This window comes from Allobosea sp. GW821-FHT10B12 (assembly GCF_059415545.1).
Genome location: NZ_JBWKNL010000011.1, coordinates 12951 through 35718, shown reverse-complemented (window position 1 = coordinate 35718; position 22768 = coordinate 12951). Strand labels below are relative to the sequence as shown.

At 66.6% G+C, this 22768-nt stretch carries 25 protein-coding genes; 4 read left to right on the top strand and 21 right to left on the bottom strand.

Annotated elements, in window-relative coordinates; translation table 11 throughout:
• Nucleotides 1–50 precede the first annotated feature (50 nt).
• Together glpX and AC07O0_RS26515 are read right to left on the bottom strand one after the other, a co-directional pair.
• A complete protein-coding gene (glpX, locus tag AC07O0_RS26520; RefSeq protein ID WP_494627249.1) occupies nt 51–1049 on the bottom strand; it encodes a class II fructose-bisphosphatase in 999 nt (332 codons plus the stop codon).
• A 95-nt stretch (nt 1050–1144) separates the two neighbouring features.
• Nucleotides 1145–2485, bottom strand: coding sequence for a homoserine dehydrogenase (locus tag AC07O0_RS26515; RefSeq protein ID WP_494627402.1), 1341 nt, complete (start codon nt 2483–2485; stop codon nt 1145–1147).
• Nucleotides 2486–2593: 108 nt separating this feature from the next.
• Here AC07O0_RS26515 and AC07O0_RS26510 point away from each other — a divergent pair, with 108 nt between their 5' ends.
• Nucleotides 2594–2941 (top strand): VOC family protein, encoded by a 348-nt coding sequence (locus AC07O0_RS26510; RefSeq protein ID WP_494627248.1) that lies wholly within the window; start codon nt 2594–2596, stop codon nt 2939–2941.
• Between the two features lie 15 nt (nt 2942–2956).
• On the opposite strand, the gene AC07O0_RS26505 is transcribed toward AC07O0_RS26510, so the two are convergent.
• The 4 genes from AC07O0_RS26505 to AC07O0_RS26490 all read right to left on the bottom strand — a co-directional run bounded on the left by AC07O0_RS26505 (nt 2957) and on the right by AC07O0_RS26490 (nt 6088).
• Nucleotides 2957–3388 carry a hypothetical protein gene (locus tag AC07O0_RS26505; RefSeq protein WP_494627247.1) on the bottom strand — a complete coding sequence of 144 codons (432 nt, stop codon included), beginning with the start codon at nt 3386–3388 and terminating at the stop codon, nt 2957–2959.
• Nucleotides 3389–3666: 278 nt separating this feature from the next.
• On the bottom strand, nt 3667–4887 hold the full coding sequence (locus tag AC07O0_RS26500; RefSeq protein WP_494627245.1) for an LL-diaminopimelate aminotransferase: 1221 nt from the start codon (nt 4885–4887) through the stop codon (nt 3667–3669).
• Nucleotides 4888–5037: 150 nt separating this feature from the next.
• Entirely contained in the window at nt 5038–5664 is a 627-nt protein-coding gene (locus AC07O0_RS26495) for a glutathione S-transferase family protein (protein WP_494627243.1), read from the bottom strand.
• A gap of 70 nt (nt 5665–5734) precedes the next feature.
• Nucleotides 5735–6088 (bottom strand): hypothetical protein, encoded by a 354-nt coding sequence (locus AC07O0_RS26490; RefSeq protein WP_494627241.1) that lies wholly within the window; start codon nt 6086–6088, stop codon nt 5735–5737.
• A 200-nt stretch (nt 6089–6288) separates the two neighbouring features.
• Between AC07O0_RS26490 and AC07O0_RS26485 the strand changes: the two genes are divergently transcribed.
• Nucleotides 6289–8037: a PHA/PHB synthase family protein gene (locus AC07O0_RS26485; protein ID WP_494627400.1), complete on the top strand. Its 1749-nt coding sequence runs from the start codon at nt 6289–6291 to the stop codon at nt 8035–8037.
• A 146-nt stretch (nt 8038–8183) separates the two neighbouring features.
• Here AC07O0_RS26485 and AC07O0_RS26480 read toward each other — a convergent pair whose 3' ends face one another.
• Entirely contained in the window at nt 8184–9503 is a 1320-nt protein-coding gene (locus tag AC07O0_RS26480; protein ID WP_494627239.1) for an OmpP1/FadL family transporter, read from the bottom strand.
• Between the two features lie 464 nt (nt 9504–9967).
• On the opposite strand from AC07O0_RS26480, the gene AC07O0_RS26475 reads away from it, so the two are divergent.
• Nucleotides 9968–10816, top strand: coding sequence for a fumarylacetoacetate hydrolase family protein (locus tag AC07O0_RS26475; protein ID WP_494627237.1), 849 nt, complete (start codon nt 9968–9970; stop codon nt 10814–10816).
• A 74-nt stretch (nt 10817–10890) separates the two neighbouring features.
• On the opposite strand, the gene AC07O0_RS26470 is transcribed toward AC07O0_RS26475, so the two are convergent.
• The 14 genes from AC07O0_RS26470 to AC07O0_RS26405 form a co-directional block, all read right to left on the bottom strand.
• Nucleotides 10891–11112: a hypothetical protein gene (locus AC07O0_RS26470; RefSeq protein ID WP_494627235.1), complete on the bottom strand. Its 222-nt coding sequence runs from the start codon at nt 11110–11112 to the stop codon at nt 10891–10893.
• A 142-nt stretch (nt 11113–11254) separates the two neighbouring features.
• A complete protein-coding gene (gene argC, locus AC07O0_RS26465) occupies nt 11255–12187 on the bottom strand; it encodes an N-acetyl-gamma-glutamyl-phosphate reductase (RefSeq protein ID WP_494627233.1) in 933 nt (310 codons plus the stop codon).
• A 479-nt stretch (nt 12188–12666) separates the two neighbouring features.
• Nucleotides 12667–13623 carry an agmatinase gene (gene speB / locus AC07O0_RS26460; RefSeq protein WP_494627232.1) on the bottom strand — a complete coding sequence of 319 codons (957 nt, stop codon included), beginning with the start codon at nt 13621–13623 and terminating at the stop codon, nt 12667–12669.
• A 21-nt stretch (nt 13624–13644) separates the two neighbouring features.
• The gene (locus tag AC07O0_RS26455) at nt 13645–13923 is read right to left on the bottom strand and encodes a hypothetical protein (protein ID WP_494627231.1); all 279 of its coding nucleotides are present in this window, start codon (nt 13921–13923) and stop codon (nt 13645–13647) included.
• Nucleotides 13924–14035: 112 nt separating this feature from the next.
• On the bottom strand, nt 14036–14788 hold the full coding sequence (locus AC07O0_RS26450; protein ID WP_494627229.1) for an SDR family oxidoreductase: 753 nt from the start codon (nt 14786–14788) through the stop codon (nt 14036–14038).
• A 48-nt stretch (nt 14789–14836) separates the two neighbouring features.
• Entirely contained in the window at nt 14837–15820 is a 984-nt protein-coding gene (locus AC07O0_RS26445) for a TRAP transporter substrate-binding protein (protein ID WP_494627228.1), read from the bottom strand.
• The gene (locus tag AC07O0_RS26440) at nt 15811–17676 is read right to left on the bottom strand and encodes a TRAP transporter large permease (protein ID WP_494627226.1); all 1866 of its coding nucleotides are present in this window, start codon (nt 17674–17676) and stop codon (nt 15811–15813) included. The genes AC07O0_RS26445 and AC07O0_RS26440 overlap by 10 nt, the downstream gene beginning before the upstream one ends.
• A 19-nt stretch (nt 17677–17695) precedes the next feature.
• Nucleotides 17696–18010 (bottom strand): NIPSNAP family protein, encoded by a 315-nt coding sequence (locus AC07O0_RS26435; RefSeq protein ID WP_057192325.1) that lies wholly within the window; start codon nt 18008–18010, stop codon nt 17696–17698.
• Nucleotides 18011–18255: 245 nt separating this feature from the next.
• On the bottom strand, nt 18256–18759 hold the full coding sequence (locus tag AC07O0_RS26430) for a GNAT family N-acetyltransferase (protein WP_494627224.1): 504 nt from the start codon (nt 18757–18759) through the stop codon (nt 18256–18258).
• A gap of 90 nt (nt 18760–18849) precedes the next feature.
• Nucleotides 18850–19083 (bottom strand): hypothetical protein, encoded by a 234-nt coding sequence (locus tag AC07O0_RS26425; protein ID WP_494627222.1) that lies wholly within the window; start codon nt 19081–19083, stop codon nt 18850–18852.
• Between the two features lie 83 nt (nt 19084–19166).
• A complete protein-coding gene (locus tag AC07O0_RS26420; RefSeq protein ID WP_494627220.1) occupies nt 19167–19373 on the bottom strand; it encodes a hypothetical protein in 207 nt (68 codons plus the stop codon).
• A 108-nt stretch (nt 19374–19481) separates the two neighbouring features.
• Nucleotides 19482–19706, bottom strand: coding sequence for a hypothetical protein (locus AC07O0_RS26415; RefSeq protein ID WP_494627218.1), 225 nt, complete (start codon nt 19704–19706; stop codon nt 19482–19484).
• Between the two features lie 8 nt (nt 19707–19714).
• A complete protein-coding gene (locus AC07O0_RS26410; protein WP_092157061.1) occupies nt 19715–19963 on the bottom strand; it encodes a hypothetical protein in 249 nt (82 codons plus the stop codon).
• Between the two features lie 186 nt (nt 19964–20149).
• Nucleotides 20150–21475 carry an MFS transporter gene (locus tag AC07O0_RS26405; protein ID WP_494627216.1) on the bottom strand — a complete coding sequence of 442 codons (1326 nt, stop codon included), beginning with the start codon at nt 21473–21475 and terminating at the stop codon, nt 20150–20152.
• Nucleotides 21476–21612: 137 nt separating this feature from the next.
• Between AC07O0_RS26405 and cyoA the strand changes: the two genes are divergently transcribed.
• A complete protein-coding gene (gene cyoA, locus AC07O0_RS26400; RefSeq protein ID WP_494627214.1) occupies nt 21613–22743 on the top strand; it encodes a ubiquinol oxidase subunit II in 1131 nt (376 codons plus the stop codon).
• Nucleotides 22744–22768 lie beyond the last annotated feature (25 nt).

Sequence of the window (22768 nt, the reverse complement as noted above, 5' to 3'; positions counted from 1 at the left end):
CGCTCCGCCTCTGCGCGGAACGGGCCTGCCTGTCACAACAAGCTATGCGCTCAGTCGAGCTTGAACTTGGCGAGTTCGCGGTGCTCGCCATAGATGCGGCGGACCGTGCCGGTGATCGAGCGATAGACGATCGTCTCGGTCTCGATCACCTCGGGCCCGAAGCGCACGCCCGAAAGCATGCCGCCATCGGTGACGCCGGTGGCGCAGACGATGACGTCGCCCGAGGCCATCTCGGCCATGTCGTATTTATGGTTCGGGTCCTTGACGCCCATGGTTGCGGCGCGCTGGCGCTTCTCCTCGGTGTCGAGGATGAGGCGGCCCTGCATCTGGCCGCCGACGCAGCGCAGCGCCGCCGCGGCGAGCACGCCTTCGGGCGCGCCGCCGATGCCGAGATAGAGATCGATGCCGGTCTTCTCCGGCTCGGTGCAGAAGATCACGCCGGCGACGTCGCCATCGGTGATCAGGCGGATCGAGGCTCCGGTCTTGCGGACCTCCTCGATCAGCTTGGCGTGGCGCGGCCGATCCATGATCAGCGTCGAGATCTCGTGCGGCTTGACGCCCTTGGCGCGGGCGAGCGCGTTGACGTTGTCAGCCGGGCTGGCGTCGAGATCGACGATCCCCTGCGGATAGCCGGGGCCGATCGCGATCTTGTCCATGTAGACGTCGGGGGCGTAGAGCAATTGGCCGGCGCCGGCCATCGCCATCACCGCGATCGAGCCGGGCATGTCCTTGGCGCAGAGCGTCGTGCCCTCGAGCGGGTCGACGGCGATGTGGACCTTCGGGCCAGTGCCGAGGCCGACCTTCTCGCCGATATAGAGCATCGGCGCCTCGTCGCGCTCGCCCTCGCCGATGACGATCTCACCGTTGATCGGCAGGCGGTTGAGCTCGCGCCGCATCGCATCGACCGCCGCCTGGTCGGCCGCCTTCTCATTGCCATGGCCGCGCCAGCGCGCGGCGGAGACGGCGGCGCGCTCGGTCACGCGCACCAGTTCCATCGAGAGGAAACGCTCGATGATCTGATCGGGCGAAATGCGGAGGTCTTCGGACATGGGGACTCCCTGAGCGCGTTAGCGGATGGCCGAGGTGAATAACGAACGGATGGGCAAGGATATGGCGAAGCCGGGGGCGACCGCGCCTTCCATGCTCATTCCCGCTCGATGCGGATGACTTGCGGCGCCTCGGCGATGTGACCGTCGGCGCTGACCTTCTCCAGCGCCGCGCGGATCGCCCGCTCGCTGGTGGCGTAGGTGATCAGCACGACCGGGACCGGCGCGCCGGAGCGTCCGCCGGGATCGCGCTGGGCGGCGATCTCGGAACGGCGCTGGACGATGCTCTCGAGCGAGATGTCGGCCTCAGCCATCCGGGTCGCGATCGCGGCGGCGGCGCCAGGACGGTCGGCCACGGCGAGGCGGATGTAATAGCCGCCCTCATGGCGCTGCATCGGCGCGCGGGTCGGCTGCTCCAGCCTGGAGACCGGCATGCCGAAGGGCTGGCCGGCAGTGCCGCGGGCGACATCGGCAATGTCGGCGATCACGGCCGAGGCGGTCGGGCCGCCACCGGCGCCAGGACCGACCAGGGTGATCTCGCGGACGGCGTCGGCATCGATGGTGACGGCGTTGGTGACGCCCATGACCTGCGCGATCGCCGAGGATTTCGGCACCATGGTCGGGTGCACGCGCTGCTCGATGCCGGTCTTGGTGCGCTCGGCGACGCCGAGCAGCTTGATCCGGTAGCCGAGTTCGTCGGCCATCTTCAGATCGAGCGGCGTGATCGAGGAAATGCCTTCGACATGAATCGCTTCGGCGTCGATCTTCGTGCCGAAGGCGAGGCTGGTCAGGATGGCGAGCTTATGCGCGGTATCGAAACCCTCGACGTCGAAGGTCGGGTCTGCCTCGGCGTAGCCGAGGCGCTGGGCGTCCTTCAGGCAAGCCTCGAAGGTCAGCCCCTCCAGCTCCATGCGCGAGAGGATGTAATTGCAGGTGCCGTTGAGGATGCCATAGAGCCGGGTGACGTTGTTGCCCGAGAGCGCCTCGCGCAGCGTCTTCACCACCGGAATGCCGCCGGCCGAGGAGGCTTCGAAGGCGAGCGCCGCGCCGTTGCTCTCGGCGAGCTCGGCGAGCGCGACGCCATGGGCGGCGAGCAGCGCCTTGTTGGCAGTGACGACATGCTTGCCGGCGGAGAGCGCGGTCTCGACCGCCTTCTTGGCCGGCCCGTCAGAGCCGCCGATCAATTCGATCAGGCAATCGATCTCGGGGGACGCGGCGAGCGCGACCGGATCGTCGAACCAGGTGAAGCCCGAGAGATCGATGCCGCGATCGCGGTTGCGGTCCCGAGCCGAGACCGCCGTCACCCGGATCGGCCGTCCGCAGCGGGCGGCGAGCGCGTTCTCCTGGCGCTTCAGAATGCCGGCGACCGCAGCGCCGACTGTTCCCAGGCCGGCAATGCCGACGCGCAGGGGCCTGATCTCGGAGGGAGCAGCGTGCATGGTCATGAGCGGCGGGGTCGCATGAGGCGCGCAGGGAGTCAACGGCGAAGGGGTGGAGGGAACCCCTTCGGAAATGCCGGATTGAGTAGGCAACGAAGAGGTATTGCGATGCTGAAGGTCGGCTCGATCGTCTGGGGCGTGCGCGACGTGCCGCGCGCCATCGCCTTCTGGACGGAGGCACTCGCCTATGAGCCGCTGCGACCGCCCTCGCCCGACTGGGCTATCCTGGTGCCACGCGCAGGCCCCGGCGTGCAGCTCGCGATCACGCAGGTCTCGTCGCAGGCGCAGGATCATCAGCGCCATCATCTCGACCTCTATGCCAGCGATCGCGAAGCCGAGGTCGAGCGCCTCCTGCGCATCGGTGCGAAGCGCGCTGACTGGCGTTATCCCGAGGGCGCCGACTACATCGTGCTGGAAGACCCGGACGGAAACCGCTTCTGCGTCATCGAGAAGTGACGGGGTTCGCGGCCTTCACTCGAAGCGGCAGACGACCTCGGCGGCGAGCTTGTGGACCTTGCCATCCTCGAAGCCGAGATAGAGCCGAAGCAGCTGGTTGCCGAAGGCAGTGATCTTGATGGTCCGCAGCGCCTCGACACTGTCGCCATCCGCCTGGGTCGAATTCTCGTCGACCGGCTTCCAGAACCAGGGCTTTGGCGCCTTGATCACGGTCTGCGCCAGCAGCTGTTCGGCTTCGGCCCGCCCCATGCCGACCGGGAAATACTTCGCCGCGATCTCGGTGGCGTCGCGGCCGCATTCCTTGGCGCGCGAGGCGGTCAGCACCTCCGCGATCAGCGCGGAGTCGGTATCGGTCGTGCGGCCACGCGAGAAATCATAGGTCGCGAACAGGCAGACCAGCGCGAACAGGCCGAAAACGATCCCGATCAACCGGCCCTTCGAGACCATGATGCGCGCTCAGTCCCTGCTATCCGCCTCGCCGCCTGCGTTCCCATGTTTTGGTGGTTCGGTCCAGTGCCGGCGCGCAACACTGACGGCCGTCGTGCCAGACGCAGGCGAACGGACGCATGTCCGCGAGCACCGCCCTCCCGTCATGGTCGGGCTTGTCGCGACCACCCACGCCTTCGCGCCAGTCAACGAAGGCAGTGTTCAAGACGTGGATGCTCGCCACAAGGGCGAGCATGACGAGCTGGAACAGTGTGATGGTTATCGAGCGGGCTTATGCCCTACCCCGCCTTCGGCATCTGGATGACGTTGTGCAGGGTCTGGTCGGCGGTCTTCAGGAAACGGCCGATGTTGCGTGCCGCCTGGCGGATGCGCTGCTCGTTCTCGACGATGGCGATGCGGACATAGTCGTCGCCGTGCTCGCCGAAGCCGATACCAGGCGCGACCGCGACCTCGGCCTTCTCGATCAGCAGCTTGGAGAACTCCAGCGAACCGAGATGGCGGAACTTCTCCGGGATCGGCACCCAGGCGAACATCGAGGCCTGCGGCGCCGGGAACTCCCAGCCGGCCTTGCCGAAGCTCTCGACCAGCGCGTCGCGGCGCTTGCGATAGGTCTCGCGCATTTCGCGGATGCAGTCGTCCGGGCCGTTCAGCGCCGCCGCCGCCGCGACCTGGATCGGCGTATAGGCGCCATAGTCGAGATAGGACTTCACCCGCGCCAGCGCCGCCAGCAGCTTCTCGTTGCCGACAGCGAAGCCCATGCGCCAGCCGGCCATGGAGAAGGTCTTCGACATCGAGGTGAACTCGACGGTGACGTCGATCGCGCCTTGCACCTGCAGCATCGAGGGCGGCGGGTCGTTCTCGTCGAAATAGACCTCGGCATAGGCGAGATCGGAAAGCAGGATCAGATCGTGCCGCTTCGCGAAGGCGACGAGGTCGCGATAGAAATCGAGCGAGGCGGTATAGGCGGTCGGGTTCGCCGGATAGCAGGTGACGAGCGCGATCGGCTTCGGCACCGAATGCGCCATCGCCCGCTCCACCGCCGGGAAGAAGGCCGGCGTGGGCTCGGCAGGAACCGAGCGGATCACGCCGCCCGCCATCAGGAAGCCGAAGGCGTGGATCGGATAGCTCGGATTGGGCACGAGCACGACGTCGCCAGGACCGGTGATGGCCTGCGCCATATTGGCGAAGCCTTCCTTCGAGCCGAGCGTGGCGACGACCTGCGTGTCGGGGTTGAGCGTCACGCCGAAGCGGCGCTGATAGTAGTGGGCCTGGGCGCGGCGCAGACCCGCAATGCCCTTGGAGGCGGAGTAACGGTCGGTGCGCGGCTTGCCGGCGGTCTCGACCAGCTTCTCGATGACGTGCTTCGGCGCCGGCAGATCGGGATTGCCCATGCCGAGATCGATGATGTCGACGCCCTTGGCGCGTTCGGCGGCCTTGATCTTGTTGACCTGTTCGAAAACGTAGGGCGGCAGGCGTTTGATGCGATGGAAATCGGTCATTTCGAGAACAGGTCCCTGCGGATTGCCGCACGATGGCACGGCAAATCACATTCTTGCGTTGCGATGCCTTACCACCGCAACTTCCGCCCCGACAGCAGAAAAAACGCAAGATTCAGCGAACAGCAGCGCATGCCGCATCGCGGCAACGCCTCAGGCCGGCGGAATGAAGGGCTGGCTGATCAGCCGGAAGACGTCGAGCGCCTCGCAGCGGGTCGAATGTGCCGCCAGCGCCGGATAGTCGCTTAGAGCCACGAGATCGGGATGCGCCTCGCCGGCGAACCGCAGCGCGCAGGCGAGCGCGATATCGGCATGGCCGATGCGGTCGCCGAACCACCAGTCGCCGGTGCGCTCGGCCCTCTCCCGGTCCAAGGCGGCAAGGGCGCCCGCGATCTGGCTCCGGCAGCGCCCGGCCCAGGCCTCGGAAACTTGGTCGTGCAGCCGCAATTCGTAGAACAGGCTCACTGCCTTCTCGGCCAGTCCCATAGCCAGCGCCGCGACGCGCAAGGCCCGATGACGCGCCGGCTCCTGGCGCGGGAACAGCGCGCGATCGGGCGGCACGAGGCCGTCAAGATAGTCGAGCATGGCATGGCTCTCGACCAGCACGGGCCCATCGTCGAGCTCGAGCGTCGGCACGCGGACCAGGGGATTGAGTGGGGCGATCCTGTCGCCGTCGCCGAAGACCGACCAGGGCCGATGCTCGAAGGGCAGCTCGTACAGCGTCAGCGCGATGCCGACGCGCCGCACGAAAGGCGAATCATACTGGCCGATCAGGATCATCGCTGGCGCTCCGCTGCGGGGCCATCATTGGAATGGCCCGGAAAGCGTCAGGCAAGCGATCTGCGCTCCGTCACTCCTTGGGCAGCGTCGGCGCGACCGGCGGCGGCAGGACCTTGCCGAGATCCTGCGCCTGCGTGCCGGCAGCTTCGTTGGAGATTCGCTTGGCGTCGAGCTCGGCCTCGAGCTTCTTGAACTCGTCGACGGTCTTGCGTTTGGCCTCGCGCGAGACGGTCGTGCCGATCGGGATATATCTCGGGTCCTGCGGCCGAGTCTCGACCACGAAGGGCTTGGGTTCGCCCGGCGTGGTAGCGAAATCGGTCATTTCGGCGACGCCGCGCGCGGCTCCGCAGCCGCCGAGCACAGCTCCGACGAGCAGGACGATCCCGATCGCCTTGAGCGAGATTTCTGTCCGCCTGTCAGCCATTGCCCTGCTTCCGCAAAATTTCTTTGTCACTCATACCGGTTAGGTCCTTAATGGGTCCAAAATGGGGAGTGCAACTCCTGCGTAAGGCTACCGAGGGGAGCGTCGCCATGTGTCCGCCTGCTGACGAGAAGGGCAAAGCCGGCCACAAGGCACCTGAAACGCCGTTCGCCGACCTGCCGCCGGTGCCCGACTTCGAATCGATGGCGCAGAACATGGGCAAGCTGGTCGAGCAGGCCGGCAAGGTGACTGCGGCCTATCTGAAACCGATCGAACGCGGCGAGGCCAAGACCGGCCAGGCCGACGAGGCGAGCGAGATGGTCAAGGTGCTCGGTCGCGTCGCCGAGCGCTGGATCAGCGATCCCCAGAAGATCATCGAGGCTCAAGGCGCGCTCACCAGCGACTTCCTCAGCCTGTGGAGCGCGACGCTGAAGCGGCTCGGCGGCGAGCAGGTCGAGCCGGTGATCGCGCCGGAGAAGCGGGATGCACGCTTTGCCGACCCGGAATGGAACACCCATCCAGTCTTCGACTTCGTCAAGCAGGCCTATCTTCTGACCACGCGCTGGGCGGAGAACATGGTCGAGCAGGCCGACGAGCTCGACCCGCATACGCGCAACAAGGCCCGCTTCTACGTCAAGCAGCTCGCCGGGGCCCTTTCGCCCTCCAATTTTGTCGCGACCAATCCTGAGCTGTTGCGCGAAACTATGGCGCAGAACGGCGAGAACCTGGTGCGCGGCATGAAGATGCTGGCCGAGGATGTCGAGGCTGGCGGCGGCGAACTCAAGATCCGGCAGTCAGACGCCGGCGCCTTCCAGGTCGGCGTCAACATCGCAACCACGCCCGGCAAGGTCATCTACCGCAACGACATCATCGAGCTGATTCAGTACGCGCCGGCGACCGAAACGGTGCTGAAGCGCCCGCTGCTGATCGTGCCGCCCTGGATCAACAAGTTCTACATTCTCGACCTCAACGCCGAGAAGAGCTTCATCCGCTGGTGCGTCGCGCAGGGGCTGACGGTCTTCTGCATCTCCTGGGTCAACCCGGACCACCGGCACGCGCTCAAGGACTTCGAGAGCTATATGCGCGAGGGCATCTTCGCCGCGCTGGAGGCGATCGAAGAGGTGACCGGCGAGAAGCAGGTTTCCTCAATCGGCTACTGCGTCGGCGGCACGCTGCTCGGCGTGACCCTGGCCTATATGGCGGCGGTGAAGGACAAGCGCATCGCCAGCGCGACCTTCTTCACCACGCAGGTCGACTTCAGCCATGCCGGCGAGCTCTCGGTCTTCGTCGACGAGGAGCAGATCCGCTCCGTCGAGGAGCAGATGGCCGAGCGCGGCTATCTCGACGGCGCCCGCATGTCCGGCGCCTTCAACATGCTCAGGCCGAACGACCTGATCTGGTCCTATGCCGTCAACAATTACCTTAAGGGCAAGGCGCCGACTCCGTTCGACCTGCTTTACTGGAATTCGGACTCGACCCGGATGCCAGCGGCGAACCACTCCTTCTACCTGCGCAACTGCTATCTCGAGAACAAGCTGAGCAAGGGCGAGATGCGCGTCGGCGGAAAATTGCTCGACCTCAGGAAGGTGACGATCCCGATCTACAATCTCGCGACGCGCGAGGACCATATCGCCCCGGCACAATCGGTCTTTCTGGGATCGCAGACCTTCGGCGGCCCGGTCGACTACGTCATGGCCGGCTCCGGTCACATTGCCGGCGTCGTCAACCCACCGAACAAGGTGAAGTACCAGTACTGGACCGGCCCGAAGCCGGAAGGCGCCTTCGATGACTGGGTCAAGAAGACCGAAGAGCACCCGGGCTCCTGGTGGCCGCATTGGCTCGCCTGGCTGGAGAAGCAGGCGCCCAAGCGGGTCGAGCCGCGCATCCCCGGCGATGGCTCCCTGCCTGCGCTCGAGGATGCGCCGGGGAGCTATGTGAAGATCAAGGCCTAGGCAGCAGGCGCCGGCCGCGAGCCGGCCCACCTTCCCGGCATTCGGCTACCAGGCCGTTTGCCCAGGAGCCGGCGAGACGATCCTTTCATCTCAAACAAAAGAGCCGGCCCGAAGGCCGGCTCTTTCGTCATCGCCAAAAGCGTCGATCAGTTCTTGCGAACGACCGGGCGAACCGGGATCGTCTCCGTCGGGTTGTCCCAGCGATAGGTCAGGCCGGCCGAGACGATGTGGATATAGGGCTTGGCCTCGGCGGTGTAGAACACCGCCTGCTGCTGCGGATGGGCGCCGGTGTAGTCCACCGAGGCCTTCTTCACGTGGATGTAGGTGTAGCCGAGGTCGAGCTTCAGCTTGTCGGTGAGCTGATAGCTGCCACCGGCCGAGAGCCAGAGCCGATCATTGTCGGAGATGAAGATCGTCCGGTTGTGATCGTTGACCGCGGAAAGCTCGTAGCCGACACCGGCGCGCAGGGTCAGGTCGCGATTGTACTTGTACTCGGCACCGGCCGAGAAGAACCAGGCGTCGTCATACTGGAAGTTCAGGCTGGTGACCGGCTGCCCGCTGAGCTTGCTGACGATCGGGATATTGCGGAAGCGGCTCCAGTTCGTCCATTCGACACCGGCGTGGACCTGCCACTGCTCGTTGATCTCCTGCGAGACACCGAACACGACCGAGTCGGGCAGGTTGAGATTGGCCTTGACCGGGACGACGCCGAGCGGCGTGCGGAAGGTGCCGTCCAGCGTCTGCCGCACCGCCGAGCGATAGGCGATGCCGATATTGGTGCCCTTCCACGGCGTCAGGTTGACACCGAAGCGATAGCCGAGGTCGATCGTGTCACCCTCGATGATCACCGGCGCAGCGGTCGGGGCGACGCCGGATGCGGTCTTCAGAGCAGCGTTCAGCCACTGGACCTGCACCGCCGCACCGATCGAGATCCAGTCATTGACCTTATAACCGATCGTCGGCGAGACGTTGATCGTCGCGACCTTGGCGGAGCGGCCATAGACCTGCGCGGCATGCACCTGGTTCTCCGGCTTCGAGCGCAGCCCGTAGGGCGCGCCGGTGGTCAGGCCGATCCAGAAGCGGTCGGTGAGCTGCCAGGCCGAGTAGGAGGCCGGGATGAAGGCGCCGTCGCCGCCGATGTTGCCGGTGCCGTTCTGCACGGGGCTGGCCGGACCGTTGGGCGCACCGAGCCGGGTCACCGAGGTCGGGTCATAGCTCGCATTCGCGTTGATATAGGTGAAGTTCCACTGGCTGTTGCGGCCGGGGAACATCGTGATCGTCGCCGGGTTCCAGGCCATCGAGCCCATGCCGATGCCGCCCGAGGCGGCGCCCGCATAGGCCATGCCGAGACCTTCGGCGCTCTGACCGGAGCGGATCGCGAAGGAGCTCGCCGAAGCTGCGCCAGCCGCGAGCAGCGCCGAAAGCGAGACGGTGGCGGCGGCGGTGAATTTCAGGAGGCTCTTCATCGCGGCGTCTTCCCCAGGCTGAGGTTCTTGTTGTGGCAGTTGCGGCGAAGCATGCCGCGGGAATCTGCCAACACCATGCCGCCAGCTTGTTTCCGCCGCAATCCCGCCCAGATCGCCTTCAAATCGCCCTGCTACGCGAATTGCCAGCAGCAGCATCGCCAAAAACGCGCAAAAACGGCGCGTTTCGCGCGCCTTGCCTGAAAGCTGGCAACGGAAAAGATGGTTTACATGCGAACTATCGTGGATTTTGCCATTGTGCGTCGCAGCATGGCCTTTTCCACCGGCTTGGCACGATCGCGCTGTTTACCGGGGACCGTTGCACAAGCGCCACAACTCCCGGCCTGCCCGCAGGCATGGCATGCGTCCCGGCGGGCTTGCATCGGAACGGCACTCCGCACAGGATCGCGGCGACCTCGGTCTTGGTTCACATACCTGTTTGAAACGATTGAAAAGGGGGAAACGACGTGAAATTGGTTCGTTACGGCGCATTCGGCCAGGAGAAGCCCGGCCTCGTCGACGCCGCCGGCAAGCTCCGCGATCTTTCGGCCCATGTCTCCGACATCGCCGGCGCAGCTTTGAAGTCGGCCTCGCTCGCCAAGCTGAATGGGCTCTCTCCCGAATCACTGCCGCTGGTCGATGGTGCGCCGCGGATCGGCGCCTGCGTCGGCGACGTCCGCAACTTCATCGCCGTCGGGCTCAACTTCGCTGACCATGCTGCCGAGACCGGCGCCGCGATCCCGGCCGAGCCGATCCTATTCAACAAGGCGCCGAACTGCATCGTCGGTCCCAATGACGACGTGATCATTCCGAAGAACTCGAAGAAGACCGACTGGGAGGTCGAACTCGCCATCGTGATCGGCGATGGCGGTTCCTATATCGCCGAGAAGGATGCAATGGCCGCGATCGCCGGCTTCTGCGTCTGCAACGACGTCTCCGAGCGCGAGTTCCAGACCGAGCGCGGCGGGCAATGGGCCAAGGGCAAGGGCTGCCCGACCTTCGGCCCGCTCGGCCCCTGGCTGGTGACGCCGGACGAGATCGCCGACGTGCAGAACCTGGCGATGTGGCTCGAGGTCGACGGCGAGCGCGTCCAGAACGGCTCGACCAAGACGATGATCTTCGGCGCCGCCTATCTCGTCCACTATATCAGCCAGTTCATGCGGCTGGATCCGGGTGATGTCATCACCACCGGCACGCCGCCCGGTGTCGGCCTCGGCTTCAAGCCGCCGCGCTTCCTCAAGGGTGGCGAGACCGTCGCGCTCGGCATTGAGGGCCTGGGGACACAAAAGCAGCTCTTCAAGCCTTACGAGGCCTGACATAAAAAGCGCTGCCGGGGATCGTTCGACCTCAACCCCGGCAGCGCTGACCGCCTTGCACTGACAAGGCTGCCTCAGTCTCGGATACGCCCGTTCGGGCTCGGAAACGCGATCACCTGCGCCGACATGGTTGTCCGCATGCCGGGTGGTGCGAGATGGCTTCCCACCTCGCCTTGATCGGGGCCCCCCAGCCCCTGCTCCACCGAACGCTCGATCACGGCGGCAGCTGCACGCTCGCGTTCCAATCTGCGCCGGCTGCGCGCCAGACGCACGCCCAACGTATCGAATCCCGGCATCGAATCGCCCCCGCTCTAGCCGCTGTTCCCAGCTATGAGCGCGAGCACAGCCGGCTGCATCCCCCATTTGGGGGGTGCAGCCGCTGTTTCAGCGCCGCTTACGGGAGTCGATGCGGTCGAGAGGCCAGGATGTGAACGACTGTCAACATTCCGGCAGGCCGAGCATCAGCCGGATGTTCTGAACGGCGGCGCCGGAGGCGCCCTTGCCGAGATTGTCGAGCCGGGCGACGAGCACGGCCTGGCCGAGATCGGCATTGCCGTAGACGCGCAGCTCGAGCTTGTTGGTGTCGTTGAGCGCCTGCGGCTCGAGCTTGCCGCCCGCTTCCGCCGGCAGGACGCTGACATAGGTCGAGCCGGCATAGCGCTCGGCCAGAGCCGCCTCGAGATCGGCGGGCTTCGGCTTGCCCGGCAGGGTGTCAAGATGCAGCGGGATCGAGACCAGCATGCCCTGCCGGAAATTGCCGACCGAGGGCACGAAGATCGGCCGCCGCTCCAGCCGCGAATAGACCTGCAGCTCAGGCAGATGCTTGTGCTTCAGGCCGAGACCATAGAGCTCGAAATCGGGCGCAGTGCCGGCCTCATAGGCCTCGATCATGCTCTTGCCGCCGCCGGAATAGCCGGAGACCGCATTGACGGTGATGGAATAGTCCGCCGGCAGCAGCCCGGCATCGACGAGCGGGCGCAGCAGCGCGATGCCGCCAGTCGGATAGCAGCCGGGATTGGCGACGCGGTTGGCGTTGGCGACCTTCTGGGCGAAGCCCGGCTCGAGCTCGGCGAAGCCATAGGTCCAGTCGGCTGCGACGCGATGGGCGGTCGAGGCGTCGACGATCTTGGGCGCGTTGCTGCCGAGCTCGTCTGCGAGCGCCACGGATTCCTTGGCGGCATCGTCAGGCAGGCAGAGCACGACGAGATCGACGCCGGCCATCATTTCCTTGCGGGCGGCGGGGTCCTTGCGCTTGTCGGGATCGATGCTCTTGACCACGACCTCCGGCACATCGGCCAGGCGCTCGCGGATGCCGAGGCCGGTGGTGCCGGCTTCGCCGTCGATGAAGATGGATTTCAGGTTCTGGCTCATCGGACCCTCGCAAGGCGTCTGGTGGAAGCGGACGGAACTGGTTGGCTGGCTTTGGAACTTAGCCTTGTCGCAAAACCGGACATCACTTTTGCGACGGGCATAAAAAAACCGCGCTCGGGGCGCGGTCGCGGGCGTTCGGACTAGAAGCCGAGCGTCATCGCGGGCACGCCGGGGCGGCCTGTTCGGTGCGACGTCGGGTCGGGTTCATGATCATGGCGCGTATATGTTCCGGGCGATGGCGGCTGTCAATGATGCGGGTACGAGAACCGCGACACAGAACCCCTCTCCTGGAAGGAGAGGGGCAGGGGTGAGGTGTTCGGACTGAAAACGTTAGCCTGAACCCGGCCGCGCGGTCAGCGCTCGCGGAACTGGTCCAATCGCCTACACCTCACCCTGCCCTCTCCTTCCAGGAGAGGGTTCCCCGCGCCTCAATACCGCAGCCTCCGGAATCGCCTAGCAGCCGAGGCTGCCATCCCGATTCAAGCCGCCTTCTTCAGCGCCAGCGCCTGCAGATAATGCTGCGCCACTGCCGCACCGGCGATCGCAGTCGCGTCGGCATGATCATAGGGCGGCGAGACCTCGACGATGTCCATGCCGCGGAAATCGAGCTCGCGGATCGCCCAGACCAGGCGCAGCGCCTCAGCCGAGGAAAAGCCGCCGGAAACCGGGGTTCCGGTACCTGGCGCGAAGGCAGGATCGAGCGCATCGATGTCGAAGGTGAGATAGGCCGGCCCCTGCCCCACGCGTTCCTTGATCCGCGCCGCGATGCCGTCGACGCCGAGCGCGTGCGCCTGATAGGCGTCGAGCACCTGGATGCCGCAATCGCGCGGCGCGACGGTGCGGATGCCGATCTGGATCGAGCGCTCGGTATCGATCAGCCCCTCGCGCACCGCCTCGAGCACGAAGGTGCCGTGGCTGATCGCGCCGACGCCATCGTCCCAGGTGTCCTGATGCGCGTCGAACTGGACGATGGCGAGCTTGCCATGGCGGGCGACATGGGCACGCAGCAGCGGCAAGGTGATGAAATGGTCGCCGCCGAGGGTGACGAGCTGGGCGCCGCTGGCGATGATCGCGGCGGCCTCGCTCTCGATCGCGCGGGCGCAGCCCTGCAGGTCGCTGCGCGGCAACAGGCAATCGCCATAGTCGACCACGGCGAGCGTCTCGAACGGATCGATGCGCGAGGGGTATTGCGCGTCGCCGTCGAAGATCGCGCTGACGCGGCGCATCGCCTGCGGCCCAAAGCGGGTGCCGGGCCGGTTCGAGACGGCGAGGTCGAAGGGCACGCCCCAGACCACGGCATCGCAGCCGGCGACGTCCTTGCTGTAGCGGCGGCGCATGAAGGAGAGCGCGCCGGCATAGGTCGGGTCATGGGCCGGGCCCTTGCGGTCGCCGGTAAAGGCGAAGTCGATCGGCGGGTTCTGCGTGGGTTCGGTCATGTCGAAAAATCCGTCGGAAAGTCAGCGTCGGCCGTTGAGCCAGACATAGAGGCACCAGGGCAGGATCAGTGCGAGGCCGGTCAGGACGAGCCGCAGCGTCGTCCAGGCGACCGGATACTGCAGCGCCCTGCCATCGAGCTCCGGCACTCCGTGGATCAGGCCGAGCGCGAAGGCCGGGGCCAGGAAGACGATCAGCGCGTTGCCGATCCTGCGGCCACGCGGCAGGTCGCTGCGCGCCAGCGTGAGCAAAGCCGGCACCGCGACCATGCCGAAGGCGATCAGGACGAGCAGGACGCGCATTGGGGCTTCCGGTTGAACAGGGCGGCAGCCGATTTAGCACGGACGGAGTGCGGCTCCAGCCGTCTATGGCCGTTCCCGCAGCCGATTCTGTCGTTTGAGCGACTGGAGCGATCTATCGCCCGCCGCCAACCCGAATGATCGAGCCGACCATGTAGGAGGCCGCCTCGGAGAGCGCGAACAGCACGGCTTCGGCGATTTCCTCCGGCTCGGCGACGCGCTTCAGCGGGATCGTCGGCGCGATCCGGTCGACGCGGCCGGCATCGCCGGTCGAGAGCGCGTGGATATCGGTCTGCGTCATCCCCGGCGCCACCGCATTGACACGGATGCCGGCGGGGGCGAGCTCGATCGCAAGACCGATGGTCATCGAATCGACCGCCGCCTTCGAGGCGGCGTACCAGACATATTCGTTGGCCGAGCCGAGCCCGGCGGCGATCGAGGAGATGTTGACGATGGCGCGGTTCTTGGCGCCCTCATTGGCGAGCAGGGCCTGGGCCGCCTCGCGCGCCACCAGGATCGCACCGGTGACGTTGAGGTCGATGCAGGCGCGGATGACCTGCGGATCCGACTTGGCGAGCGGGCTGCTCTTGCCGGTGATGGCGGCATTGTTGACGACTGCGGTCAGCGGCCCGAGCGCCGCCTTGGCCTGCGCGAAGACGCGGGCGATGTCGGCAAGGTTCGCCATGTCGCCCTGGATCGCGACCGCCCTAGCCCCTGCCCGGCCGCAGGCTGCAACGACATCGGCCGCCGCCTGCGCATTGCCCTGATAGTTGACGGCGACGTCATAGCCGCGCTCGGCGGCGAAACGGCAGATCGCGGCGCCGATGCCGCGGCTGCCGCCGGTGACGAGGAGAACGGGACGGGACATGCGGACGGCTTTCCTTGACGATCAACGCGGAATGGATGGCGGCCGGGCTCAGGTGCTGCTGGCGATCGCCTCGATCTTGTCGAGCCCGCCGAGCTTGGGCGCGAAAGAGGCCCAGACCTTGCGCGCGCCGGCCTCCCAGCCGGGCCTGTCCTCCGGCTGCACGACCTTGCCGCCCTCGGCCTTGGCCTTGGCCATTGAGGCGTCCTCGTCGGCGATGATCAGCTCGTCGAAATAGCCTGCGCCTTCCGCAGCCGCAGCCGCGAACGCCGCCTTGTCCTCAGGCGAAAGGCCCTTCCAGAAGCTGGCCGAGACCGCGACGACGCCAGCCGCCCAGATGTGGCCGGTCTCGATCAGGTAGGGCACGACCTCGTGCAGCTTGAAGCCGACATAGGCCGACTTGGTCAGGTCCATGCAGTCGACCACGCCGGTCTTCAGCGCATTGTAGGTCTCTGGGATCGGGATCGGCGTCGGATGCGCGCCGAAGCCCGACCAGAGCTCGGTGTGCAGCGGGCTCTGGATGACGCGGATACGCTTGCCTTTGATGCTGGCCGGCGTGGTCAGCGGCTCCTTGGCGAGGAGGTGGCGGGCGCCGTAATTGATGAAGCCGAGCACGACGAAGCCCTGTGCCTCGTATTTGCGCTTCAGTTCCTCGCCGAGCGGGCTGGCCAGAACGCGCTTCAGATGCCCGCGGTCGCGGAACAGGAAGGGCAGATCGAGGATCTGCCCGTCCGGCACCCAGGACGACAACGCCGAGATCGTGAACAGCGAGGCCTGGACCGAGCCGAGCCGCAGGCCCTCGGCCACCTCCTTCTCGCCGCCGAGCGCGGCATTGGGCACGACGCGCAGGTCGAAGCGGCCGGGCGCAGTCTGTGACAGCTTCTCGGTGACGCGGCGCCAGATCCGGGTTTCCGGCTTGTCCTCACCGAGCAGCGAAGCGACCGTCACCGGCCGGCCGGCGGCAAAGGCACGGCTCGTGAGAACGGCCGGTGCCGCGAGCGTGGCGGCAGCGAAGGTGCGGCGGGTCAAAGCCATCGGAACAACTCCTTGAAGGCAACAGGTAGCGACGGCCAAGCCGCCACCGCAAGGCAGAGGACGAAGAGCGCGACGAGAAGGCTCGCCAGCAAGGGCAGCACCGCGCGGAAGACCGCAGCCGGTGACAAGCGCATGATGCCGCTCGTGACATAGACGAGGATGCCGAGCGGCGGCGTCAGCCCGTGGATCATCAGGTTGACCACCAGCACCACGCCGAACTGGATCGGATCGAGCCCGGCGGCGATCGCCGCCGGCAGCAGCAATGGCGCCAGCAGGAGGATCGCCGCGCCGATGTCGAGGAAGAGGCCTGCAATCAGCAGAACGAGATTGGAGAGCAGCATCACCGCCAGCGGCCCGCCGCCGAGCGCCGTCACCAATCCGGCCATCTGCTCGGAGACGCGGTCGACGGCGAGCAGGAAGGCGAAAGGTGCGGAAGCGCCGATCAACAGCCCGACTGCCGCTGCCTCCCCCGCCGCCTTGCGCAAGGAAGCCAGCACAGTGCCGCCGTTCAGGCTGCGCAGCAGCAGGCAGGCGACGAGGGCGTAGGCGACCGCGAGCGCCGAGGCCTCGGTCACCGTAACCACGCCGAAACGGATGCCGACCACGACAACGATGCCGAGCCCGATCGCCGGGAGCGCGCCGACAAAGGACCGGGCCCGCTCGGCACTGCTGGCGCGCGGAGCGGAATCGACCACGCCGCGGACGCTGAGATGGATGCCGATGGCGAGCGCCAAAGTCAGCACCGCGCCCGCGACGAAGCCGCCGACCAGGAGCGAACCGACCGAGAGATTGGTCGCCGCCGCCAGGATCAGGAAGGCGATCGAGGGCGGGATGATATTGTCGAGCATCGAGACGCCGGCGACGATCGCGGCGGCATTGGCCGGCGGATAGCCGCGCGCAACCAGCGCCGGCGCCATCACCTTCGCACCGAAGGCGGCGTTGGCAACCGAGGAGCCTGAGGCGCCGGAGAACAGCACGCTCGCGACCAGAGCGGTCTGCGCCAGCCCGGCCCGGAAATGTCCGACCAACGCCGCAGCGAAGCGCACCAGCCGCTCGGCGAGGCCGCCCGCGGTCAGCAACTCGCCGGCGAGCAGGAAGAACGGGATCGCCAGCAGCAGGAACTTCGAGATACCCGCCACCGTGTTCTGGACGATCGCCGGCTCCGGCAGCAGGCCGCCGAAAGCGCCCGAGAGCGAAACGCCGGCGAGGAGCGCAAAGGGCAGCGGCGCGCCGAGCAGGAGCCCTGCTGCAGCGGCGAGCCCGGCGACCAGGCTCGGTGTCGCAACGAACAGGCCGGTAGCGCTGTTTGCCAGCACATAGAGACCCGTACCAAGCAGCAGCGCGGCCAGCGCCGCCGGCCAGGATTGCGCCAGTGCAGCCCGCCAGAGCACGAGGACGAGCGTCAGCCCGCCGCCGATGGCGAAGCTCGCGAAGCGCAGGCTCTCCGGCAGGCCGAGCACGGTCGAGGTGCCGCCGACCAATGCCGCGACGCTGGCGCCGCCGAGCGCGACGACCAGCGCGCCATGGACGGCGATCGCCTCGGCCAGGATGGCGGCGAGGCGCCGTCCCGGCGCGGGCAGCAGGTTGACGACGACATCGAGCCGCATGGCGAGCGCGCTCGTCGCCGCTAGCGGCGCACCGACCGCGACCAGTGCGACATTGAGCCAGATCGCGAGCTCGTCCGACCAGACGAGGCCATCGCCGAAGAGATAGCGGCGCGTGACCGCCGCGATCACCACGAGGAAGAGCAATGCGAGGATCGCCGCGCCGAGCCATTCGAGGCTCGCCACGAGCGCGGCGAGCCCGCGTCCACCCAGTAGTGGCCGGGTGGATGGTCGGGTCGGCGCAGCGGTCACAGCAGCGCCCTGCACCACATCAGCGCAGCGGCGAGAAATGCGTCGGCCTGAGGATCCGACTGCGCATCTCGAGCACGTAAGGGGCGGCCTTGGCGCGGAAAACCTGCCAGCGCGGATCGGCCTCCATCGCGGCGCGCCGGCGCTCGCGATCGCCGGCATCCTCGAAGCGCCACATATGCACGACCTCGTTGACCACACCTGTGTCGGTGGTGAACCAGCCGATCAGATGGCCGAGATGGGAGATCTGCAGCTCCATCCCCTCGGCGACGTAGAGGTCGAGATAGTCGCGCACATGCGCGGGCTTGATGGCGTAGGTGCGCTCGTCGAGGATCATCGTGCCCCCTTCATGGCAGAACGGCTGAGCCGGGCAGCGGCCGAGCGATCAGATAGCCGTCTTCGCGCCAAAGCCCAACCGGCATGATTCCGGCCCTGGCTGCGATCGCTGCATGGCAGAGGTCGTCACTGGCCGGCGGCCAGCTCCGCACGACAGGAGCAGCGCGCGCAAACGGCCGGGCGGAGAAGAATGAACTGCGATCCCGGCCCGGAAGAGCAGCATCCTGTTTTTTGCCGACCGAACGCTCAGCCGCCGCGCAGATAGAGATCGCTCCCGGCCTCGCCGCCATAGCCCTGTTCGGCGAGCGCGAATCCGGCCTGCCGCAGCAGGTGCACCGAGGCGCCGTTGGCCGGATCGACCGTCGCTCTGATCGGCGCGATGCCGCGCTCCCCAGCGAAAGCGACGAGGCCGGCGAGCAATTCCTTGCCCAGCCCCCTGCCCCAGCTGGCGCGCCGAAGGCCGTAGATCGCTTCCTCGGTGCCATCGCCCGGGCGTGCGAAACCGGCCCAGCCGATCAGCTCGCCGCTGGCGCGCTCGACCACGGCGCCGGTGCCATAGCCGAAACGTTCGAGATTGGCCGCCGAGCGCTCGATCCAGAGCGCCGCGACATCCGGCGCGAGCGGCTGTCCATCGTCGACGAAGCGATGCACGTCCGGGTCGGCGAAGAGAGCCACGAGCAAGGGCGCGTCGGCAATCATGAAGGGGCGCACGACGAGACGCGCCGTCACGAGCCGGGACGCATGGATCATGTGCCCGACTGGCCAGGTGGCGCGACCGGAATCGGGCAGGAGCGAAGACCCCAAACGGGACGAGGTCCGAGCTCGGCCGGAGACCCGCGGCTATTCCTCTTCGGAACTGTAAGGTCGCTCGGGGCGGGAGGGCCGCTGTCCGGCCTGGCGGTCATAGCGGCGCTCGCGGTCGCGATCCTGCGTCATCACGCAGTTGGCGTAGGCGTCGGTGCCGCGCTGGAAGCCATAGGCGTCGCAGCGCGAACGGTCCTCGACGATCGGGTCCGGCGTGCTCGCGCAAGCACTGAGCGCCAGGGTGAGAACAGATGCGGCGATGATCCTCATGGCGCGAGGATGAAAGTGCCGCGTGGCTGCTTTGCGGCGACAATCCGGCAGTGGTGGGGAGACAGTTGCGCCGGCTCATGCCATCAGCGCGCAACATCCTCGGCTCCGCTTTCGAGAATCTTGACAGTCTCTTCCAGGCTTTCCTTCACACCGAGCTGGAAGTCCTTGCGGAAGGCGATGATGGTGTCGGGCGGCTGGCCCTTGAAGGTGTAGACGACGCTGACCTGATCGGGATTGACGTAGACGGGCTTGCCATCGCTGGGCGAAGTGAACTTGCAGAGCTTGGGCATGTGACATGTCTCCGGAACGGTCCGAGCGATTCAGTCATCACACCCTAGCAAAGGCGCAGGCCTCGCCACAGCCGTGGCGAGGCCTGCGCAAGGACCATGGTGTTATGATCAGCGCGCGATACGGGCGCGCCCGCCGCAGAAGCGCTGCTCGACTGCGCGCTCGTAGCCGAGCTCGCGGTCATAGACCATGACGGTGCGGGTCAGGCAGTCGCCCTCCTGCACGAGTCCGGTGTTGATGAGACGGCCATTGGGGTCGGCGACGACGGTCGGACCGCAGGCGGCGGCCGCGGACGCAAGGCCGAGACCGACGATGAACTTCGCAATACGGTTCATGACGGCCCTCACATATAGAGGCCGCGACCACAGCGGCGCACGCGCCGGTGCTCGTAGTAGCCGGTATAGCGGTTGAACACCCGCACCGTCTTGTAGAGGCAGTATTTGCCGTCGTTGCGGCCGTCGTAATAGGTCCGGCCGGTGTCGAGATCGACCCCGAGGAATTCATCCTTGCCCTTCTTGCCCTGGGCGAAGGCCGGAGCCGCCGCGAGGCTGAGAGCAGCAAACCCCGCTGCGGCGATGGCTATCTTGAGCATGGCAGTTCTCCTGTCTTGCGGCGGAAATGTGTCCAGCACCGCTCGCGGGGCCTTGGGGCGGTCAGTTCGACTTTCGCGCGTCAGGGCGTGATCGTCCATAGCGAGCATGCATGGCGGCAGCTCGCGTCCCGCGACCCCGGCGCTCCGCTTTTCGGCAAGAAAGGCCGCGAACGCGTCGCGGTATCCTCAGTCGTAGCGTGCTTCCAGCCGCCGATCGATCGTCAGCGCCGCCAGCGTGCAGAGCGCGCCAGAGAGCAGGTAGATGCCGACCCAGGCGAGGCCGAACGTGCTCGACACTGTCAACGCCACCAGCGGGGCAAAGCCCGCGCCCAGCAACCAGGCGAGGTCGGAGGTCAGCGCCGCGCCGGTATAACGGTATTGCGGGCCGAAGCTGTTCGCGACCGCGCCGGCGGTCTGGCCGTAGGACAGGCCGAGCAGCCCGAAGCCGATGACCACATAGATCGTCTGCCCGGCGAGGCTGTCGCCGAAGAGCAGCGGCGCCACGACGCTCGACAGGCTGAAGAGCGCGATCATTCCGCCAGAGAGCAGCAGCGTGTTGCGGCGGCCGATCTGGTCAGCGATCAGGCCGGAGGTGACGATCGCACCGGCGCCGACCACGGCACCGGCCGCCTGCACCAGCAGAAATTCCGAGACCGAGCGATTGGTGAAGAGATTGATCCAGCTCACCGGGAAGATCGTGACGAGATGGAAGAGCGCGAAGCTCGCCAGCGGCACGAAGGCGCCGAGGACGATCGTGCGGCCATGGGCGCGGATGAGCTCGGACATCGGCACCGGCATCAGCTCGCGCGTTTCCATCAGCTGGGCGAATTCGTGGGTCGCCACCATGCGCAGGCGCGCGAACAGCGCCACGACATTGATCGTCAGCGCAACGAAGAAGGGATAGCGCCAGCCCCAGCCGAGGAAATCCTCCTTCGAGAGCGCGCCCTCGAAATAGGCGAAGAGCCCGGCGGCGAGGATGAAGCCGAAGGGAGCGCCGAGCTGCGGCAGCATGGCGTACCAGCCGCGCCGGTTGGCGGGGGCGTTGAGCGCGAGCAGCGAGGACAGGCCGTCCCAGGCGCCGCCGAGCGCGATGCCCTGCAGCAGGCGGAAGGCGGCGAGGATGACGCAGGACCAGATACCGATCGTCTGGTAGCCCGGCAGGAAGGCGATGGCGGCGGTCGAGCCGCCGAGCAGGAAGAGCGCGACGGTGAGCTTGGTCGCGCGGCCGTAGTTGCGGTCGATCGCGAAGAACAGCACCGAGCCGAGCGGACGCGTCACGAAAGCCAGGGCGAAGATACCGAAGCTGTAGAGCGTGCCGGTGAGTCGGTCGACGAAGGGGAAGACCAGTTCGGGGAAGACCAGCACGCAGCCGAGGCCGAAGACGAAGAAGTCGAAATACTCCGAGGTCCGCCCGATGATGACGCCGAGTGCGATGTCGGCGGGGCTGACATGGTCGCGCCCGTGCTCGTCTACCATGTGTCCCGGTGAATGGCTCGCCGCGTCAGCGCTCATGACCGCGAATTCCTAAGCTGGCGGACGCGCCGGACCGACCGGGCTTGCCCGCACCTCGTGCAAATGGATACGGTGGATAGAAGCGACCCGTCAAACTGCCGCAATGAGACAGATTGTCTTATGTGCGGTGCGAAAGAATGGACATAGACAACGGCTGTTCCCCGAACAGGGAGGTCTTAAGTCTCTTGCGGATCTTTCGACTTTTAACGGTTTTACCGCTCTTCGCCGTGCTCGGCGGATGCCAGATGGTGCTGCTTGCGCCCTCCGGCGATGTTGCAATGCAGCAGCGCAACCTCATGCTCGCCTCCGTCGCGCTGATGCTGCTCGTCATCATCCCGGTGATCGCGCTGACGATCTTCTTCGCCTGGCGCTATCGCGCCTCGGCCAAGGCGACCTATCATCCGGAGTGGAACCATTCGCTGCCGCTCGAGGTGGTGATCTGGTCGGTGCCGCTGCTGATCATCGTCGTCCTCGGCGCGATGACCTGGATGGGCACGCATCTGCTCGATCCCTATCGCCCGCTCAACCGTATCAGCGCCGGCAAGCCGGTGGTCGAGGCGAGAGCGGGTAGTACCGCGGTCAGGAAACAGCCGCTGGTGATTGAGGTCGTGGCGCTCGACTGGAAATGGCTCTTCCTCTACCCGGCGCAGGGCATTGCCTCGCTCAACGAGGTGGTGGCGCCGGTCGACCAGCCGATCGAGTTCCGCATCACCTCCTCCGCGGTGATGAACTCGCTGTTCATTCCCGCGCTCGCCGGCCAGATCTACGCCATGCCCGGCATGCAGACGAAGCTGAACGCCGTGATCAACCGCCCCGGCGAGTTCGAGGGCTTCTCGGCCAATTACAGCGGCGCCGGCTTCTCCGATATGCGCTTCCGCTTCCGCGGCGTCGACGACCAGGCCTTCGGCGAATGGGTGCAAGGCGCGATCCGCAGCGGCAGCACGCTCGGGCGCGACGAATATCTCGTGCTGGAGCGGCCGAGCGAGCGCGAGCCCGTGCGCTATTTCCGCGACATTCCGTCCGATCTCTTCACCGCCATCCTCAACATGTGCGTCGACCGCGCCAAGATGTGCACACGCGACATGATGGCGCTGGACGCCAAGGGTGGCGGCGGCAAGGAGGGCATTCATACCGTCACGGCGCTCGAATACGACAAGAGCGTGCGCCGCGGCGGGCAGCCGCTGCCGCCGCGTCCTTTCGTGATGGCGATCTGCACGCCGACCGATGTCTACGGCGCCGCGGGCGTCACCGCCCGCGCCGTCAACTGAGCCGCACCCGCGAGCCGAGGGACCG

What these genes read in the sequence shown, in the direction of transcription:
- glpX (WP_494627249.1), bottom strand. Translation starts at nt 1,049, where the DNA reads ATGTCCGAAGACCTCCGCATTTCGCCCGATCAGATCATCGAGCGTTTC.
- AC07O0_RS26515 (WP_494627402.1), bottom strand. Translation starts at nt 2,485, where the DNA reads ATGCACGCTGCTCCCTCCGAGATCAGGCCCCTGCGCGTCGGCATTGCC.
- AC07O0_RS26510 (WP_494627248.1), top strand. Translation starts at nt 2,594, where the DNA reads ATGCTGAAGGTCGGCTCGATCGTCTGGGGCGTGCGCGACGTGCCGCGC.
- AC07O0_RS26505 (WP_494627247.1), bottom strand. Translation starts at nt 3,388, where the DNA reads ATGGTCTCGAAGGGCCGGTTGATCGGGATCGTTTTCGGCCTGTTCGCG.
- AC07O0_RS26500 (WP_494627245.1), bottom strand. Translation starts at nt 4,887, where the DNA reads ATGACCGATTTCCATCGCATCAAACGCCTGCCGCCCTACGTTTTCGAA.
- AC07O0_RS26495 (WP_494627243.1), bottom strand. Translation starts at nt 5,664, where the DNA reads ATGATCCTGATCGGCCAGTATGATTCGCCTTTCGTGCGGCGCGTCGGC.
- AC07O0_RS26490 (WP_494627241.1), bottom strand. Translation starts at nt 6,088, where the DNA reads ATGGCTGACAGGCGGACAGAAATCTCGCTCAAGGCGATCGGGATCGTC.
- AC07O0_RS26485 (WP_494627400.1), top strand. Translation starts at nt 6,289, where the DNA reads ATGGCGCAGAACATGGGCAAGCTGGTCGAGCAGGCCGGCAAGGTGACT.
- AC07O0_RS26480 (WP_494627239.1), bottom strand. Translation starts at nt 9,503, where the DNA reads ATGAAGAGCCTCCTGAAATTCACCGCCGCCGCCACCGTCTCGCTTTCG.
- AC07O0_RS26470 (WP_494627235.1), bottom strand. Translation starts at nt 11,112, where the DNA reads ATGCCGGGATTCGATACGTTGGGCGTGCGTCTGGCGCGCAGCCGGCGC.
- argC (WP_494627233.1), bottom strand. Translation starts at nt 12,187, where the DNA reads ATGAGCCAGAACCTGAAATCCATCTTCATCGACGGCGAAGCCGGCACC.
- speB (WP_494627232.1), bottom strand. Translation starts at nt 13,623, where the DNA reads ATGACCGAACCCACGCAGAACCCGCCGATCGACTTCGCCTTTACCGGC.
- AC07O0_RS26455 (WP_494627231.1), bottom strand. Translation starts at nt 13,923, where the DNA reads ATGCGCGTCCTGCTCGTCCTGATCGCCTTCGGCATGGTCGCGGTGCCG.
- AC07O0_RS26450 (WP_494627229.1), bottom strand. Translation starts at nt 14,788, where the DNA reads ATGTCCCGTCCCGTTCTCCTCGTCACCGGCGGCAGCCGCGGCATCGGC.
- AC07O0_RS26445 (WP_494627228.1), bottom strand. Translation starts at nt 15,820, where the DNA reads ATGGCTTTGACCCGCCGCACCTTCGCTGCCGCCACGCTCGCGGCACCG.
- AC07O0_RS26435 (WP_057192325.1), bottom strand. Translation starts at nt 18,010, where the DNA reads ATGATCCTCGACGAGCGCACCTACGCCATCAAGCCCGCGCATGTGCGC.
- AC07O0_RS26430 (WP_494627224.1), bottom strand. Translation starts at nt 18,759, where the DNA reads ATGATCCATGCGTCCCGGCTCGTGACGGCGCGTCTCGTCGTGCGCCCC.
- AC07O0_RS26425 (WP_494627222.1), bottom strand. Translation starts at nt 19,083, where the DNA reads ATGAGGATCATCGCCGCATCTGTTCTCACCCTGGCGCTCAGTGCTTGC.
- AC07O0_RS26420 (WP_494627220.1), bottom strand. Translation starts at nt 19,373, where the DNA reads ATGCCCAAGCTCTGCAAGTTCACTTCGCCCAGCGATGGCAAGCCCGTC.
- AC07O0_RS26415 (WP_494627218.1), bottom strand. Translation starts at nt 19,706, where the DNA reads ATGAACCGTATTGCGAAGTTCATCGTCGGTCTCGGCCTTGCGTCCGCG.
- AC07O0_RS26410 (WP_092157061.1), bottom strand. Translation starts at nt 19,963, where the DNA reads ATGCTCAAGATAGCCATCGCCGCAGCGGGGTTTGCTGCTCTCAGCCTC.
- AC07O0_RS26405 (WP_494627216.1), bottom strand. Translation starts at nt 21,475, where the DNA reads ATGAGCGCTGACGCGGCGAGCCATTCACCGGGACACATGGTAGACGAG.
- cyoA (WP_494627214.1), top strand. Translation starts at nt 21,613, where the DNA reads ATGGACATAGACAACGGCTGTTCCCCGAACAGGGAGGTCTTAAGTCTC.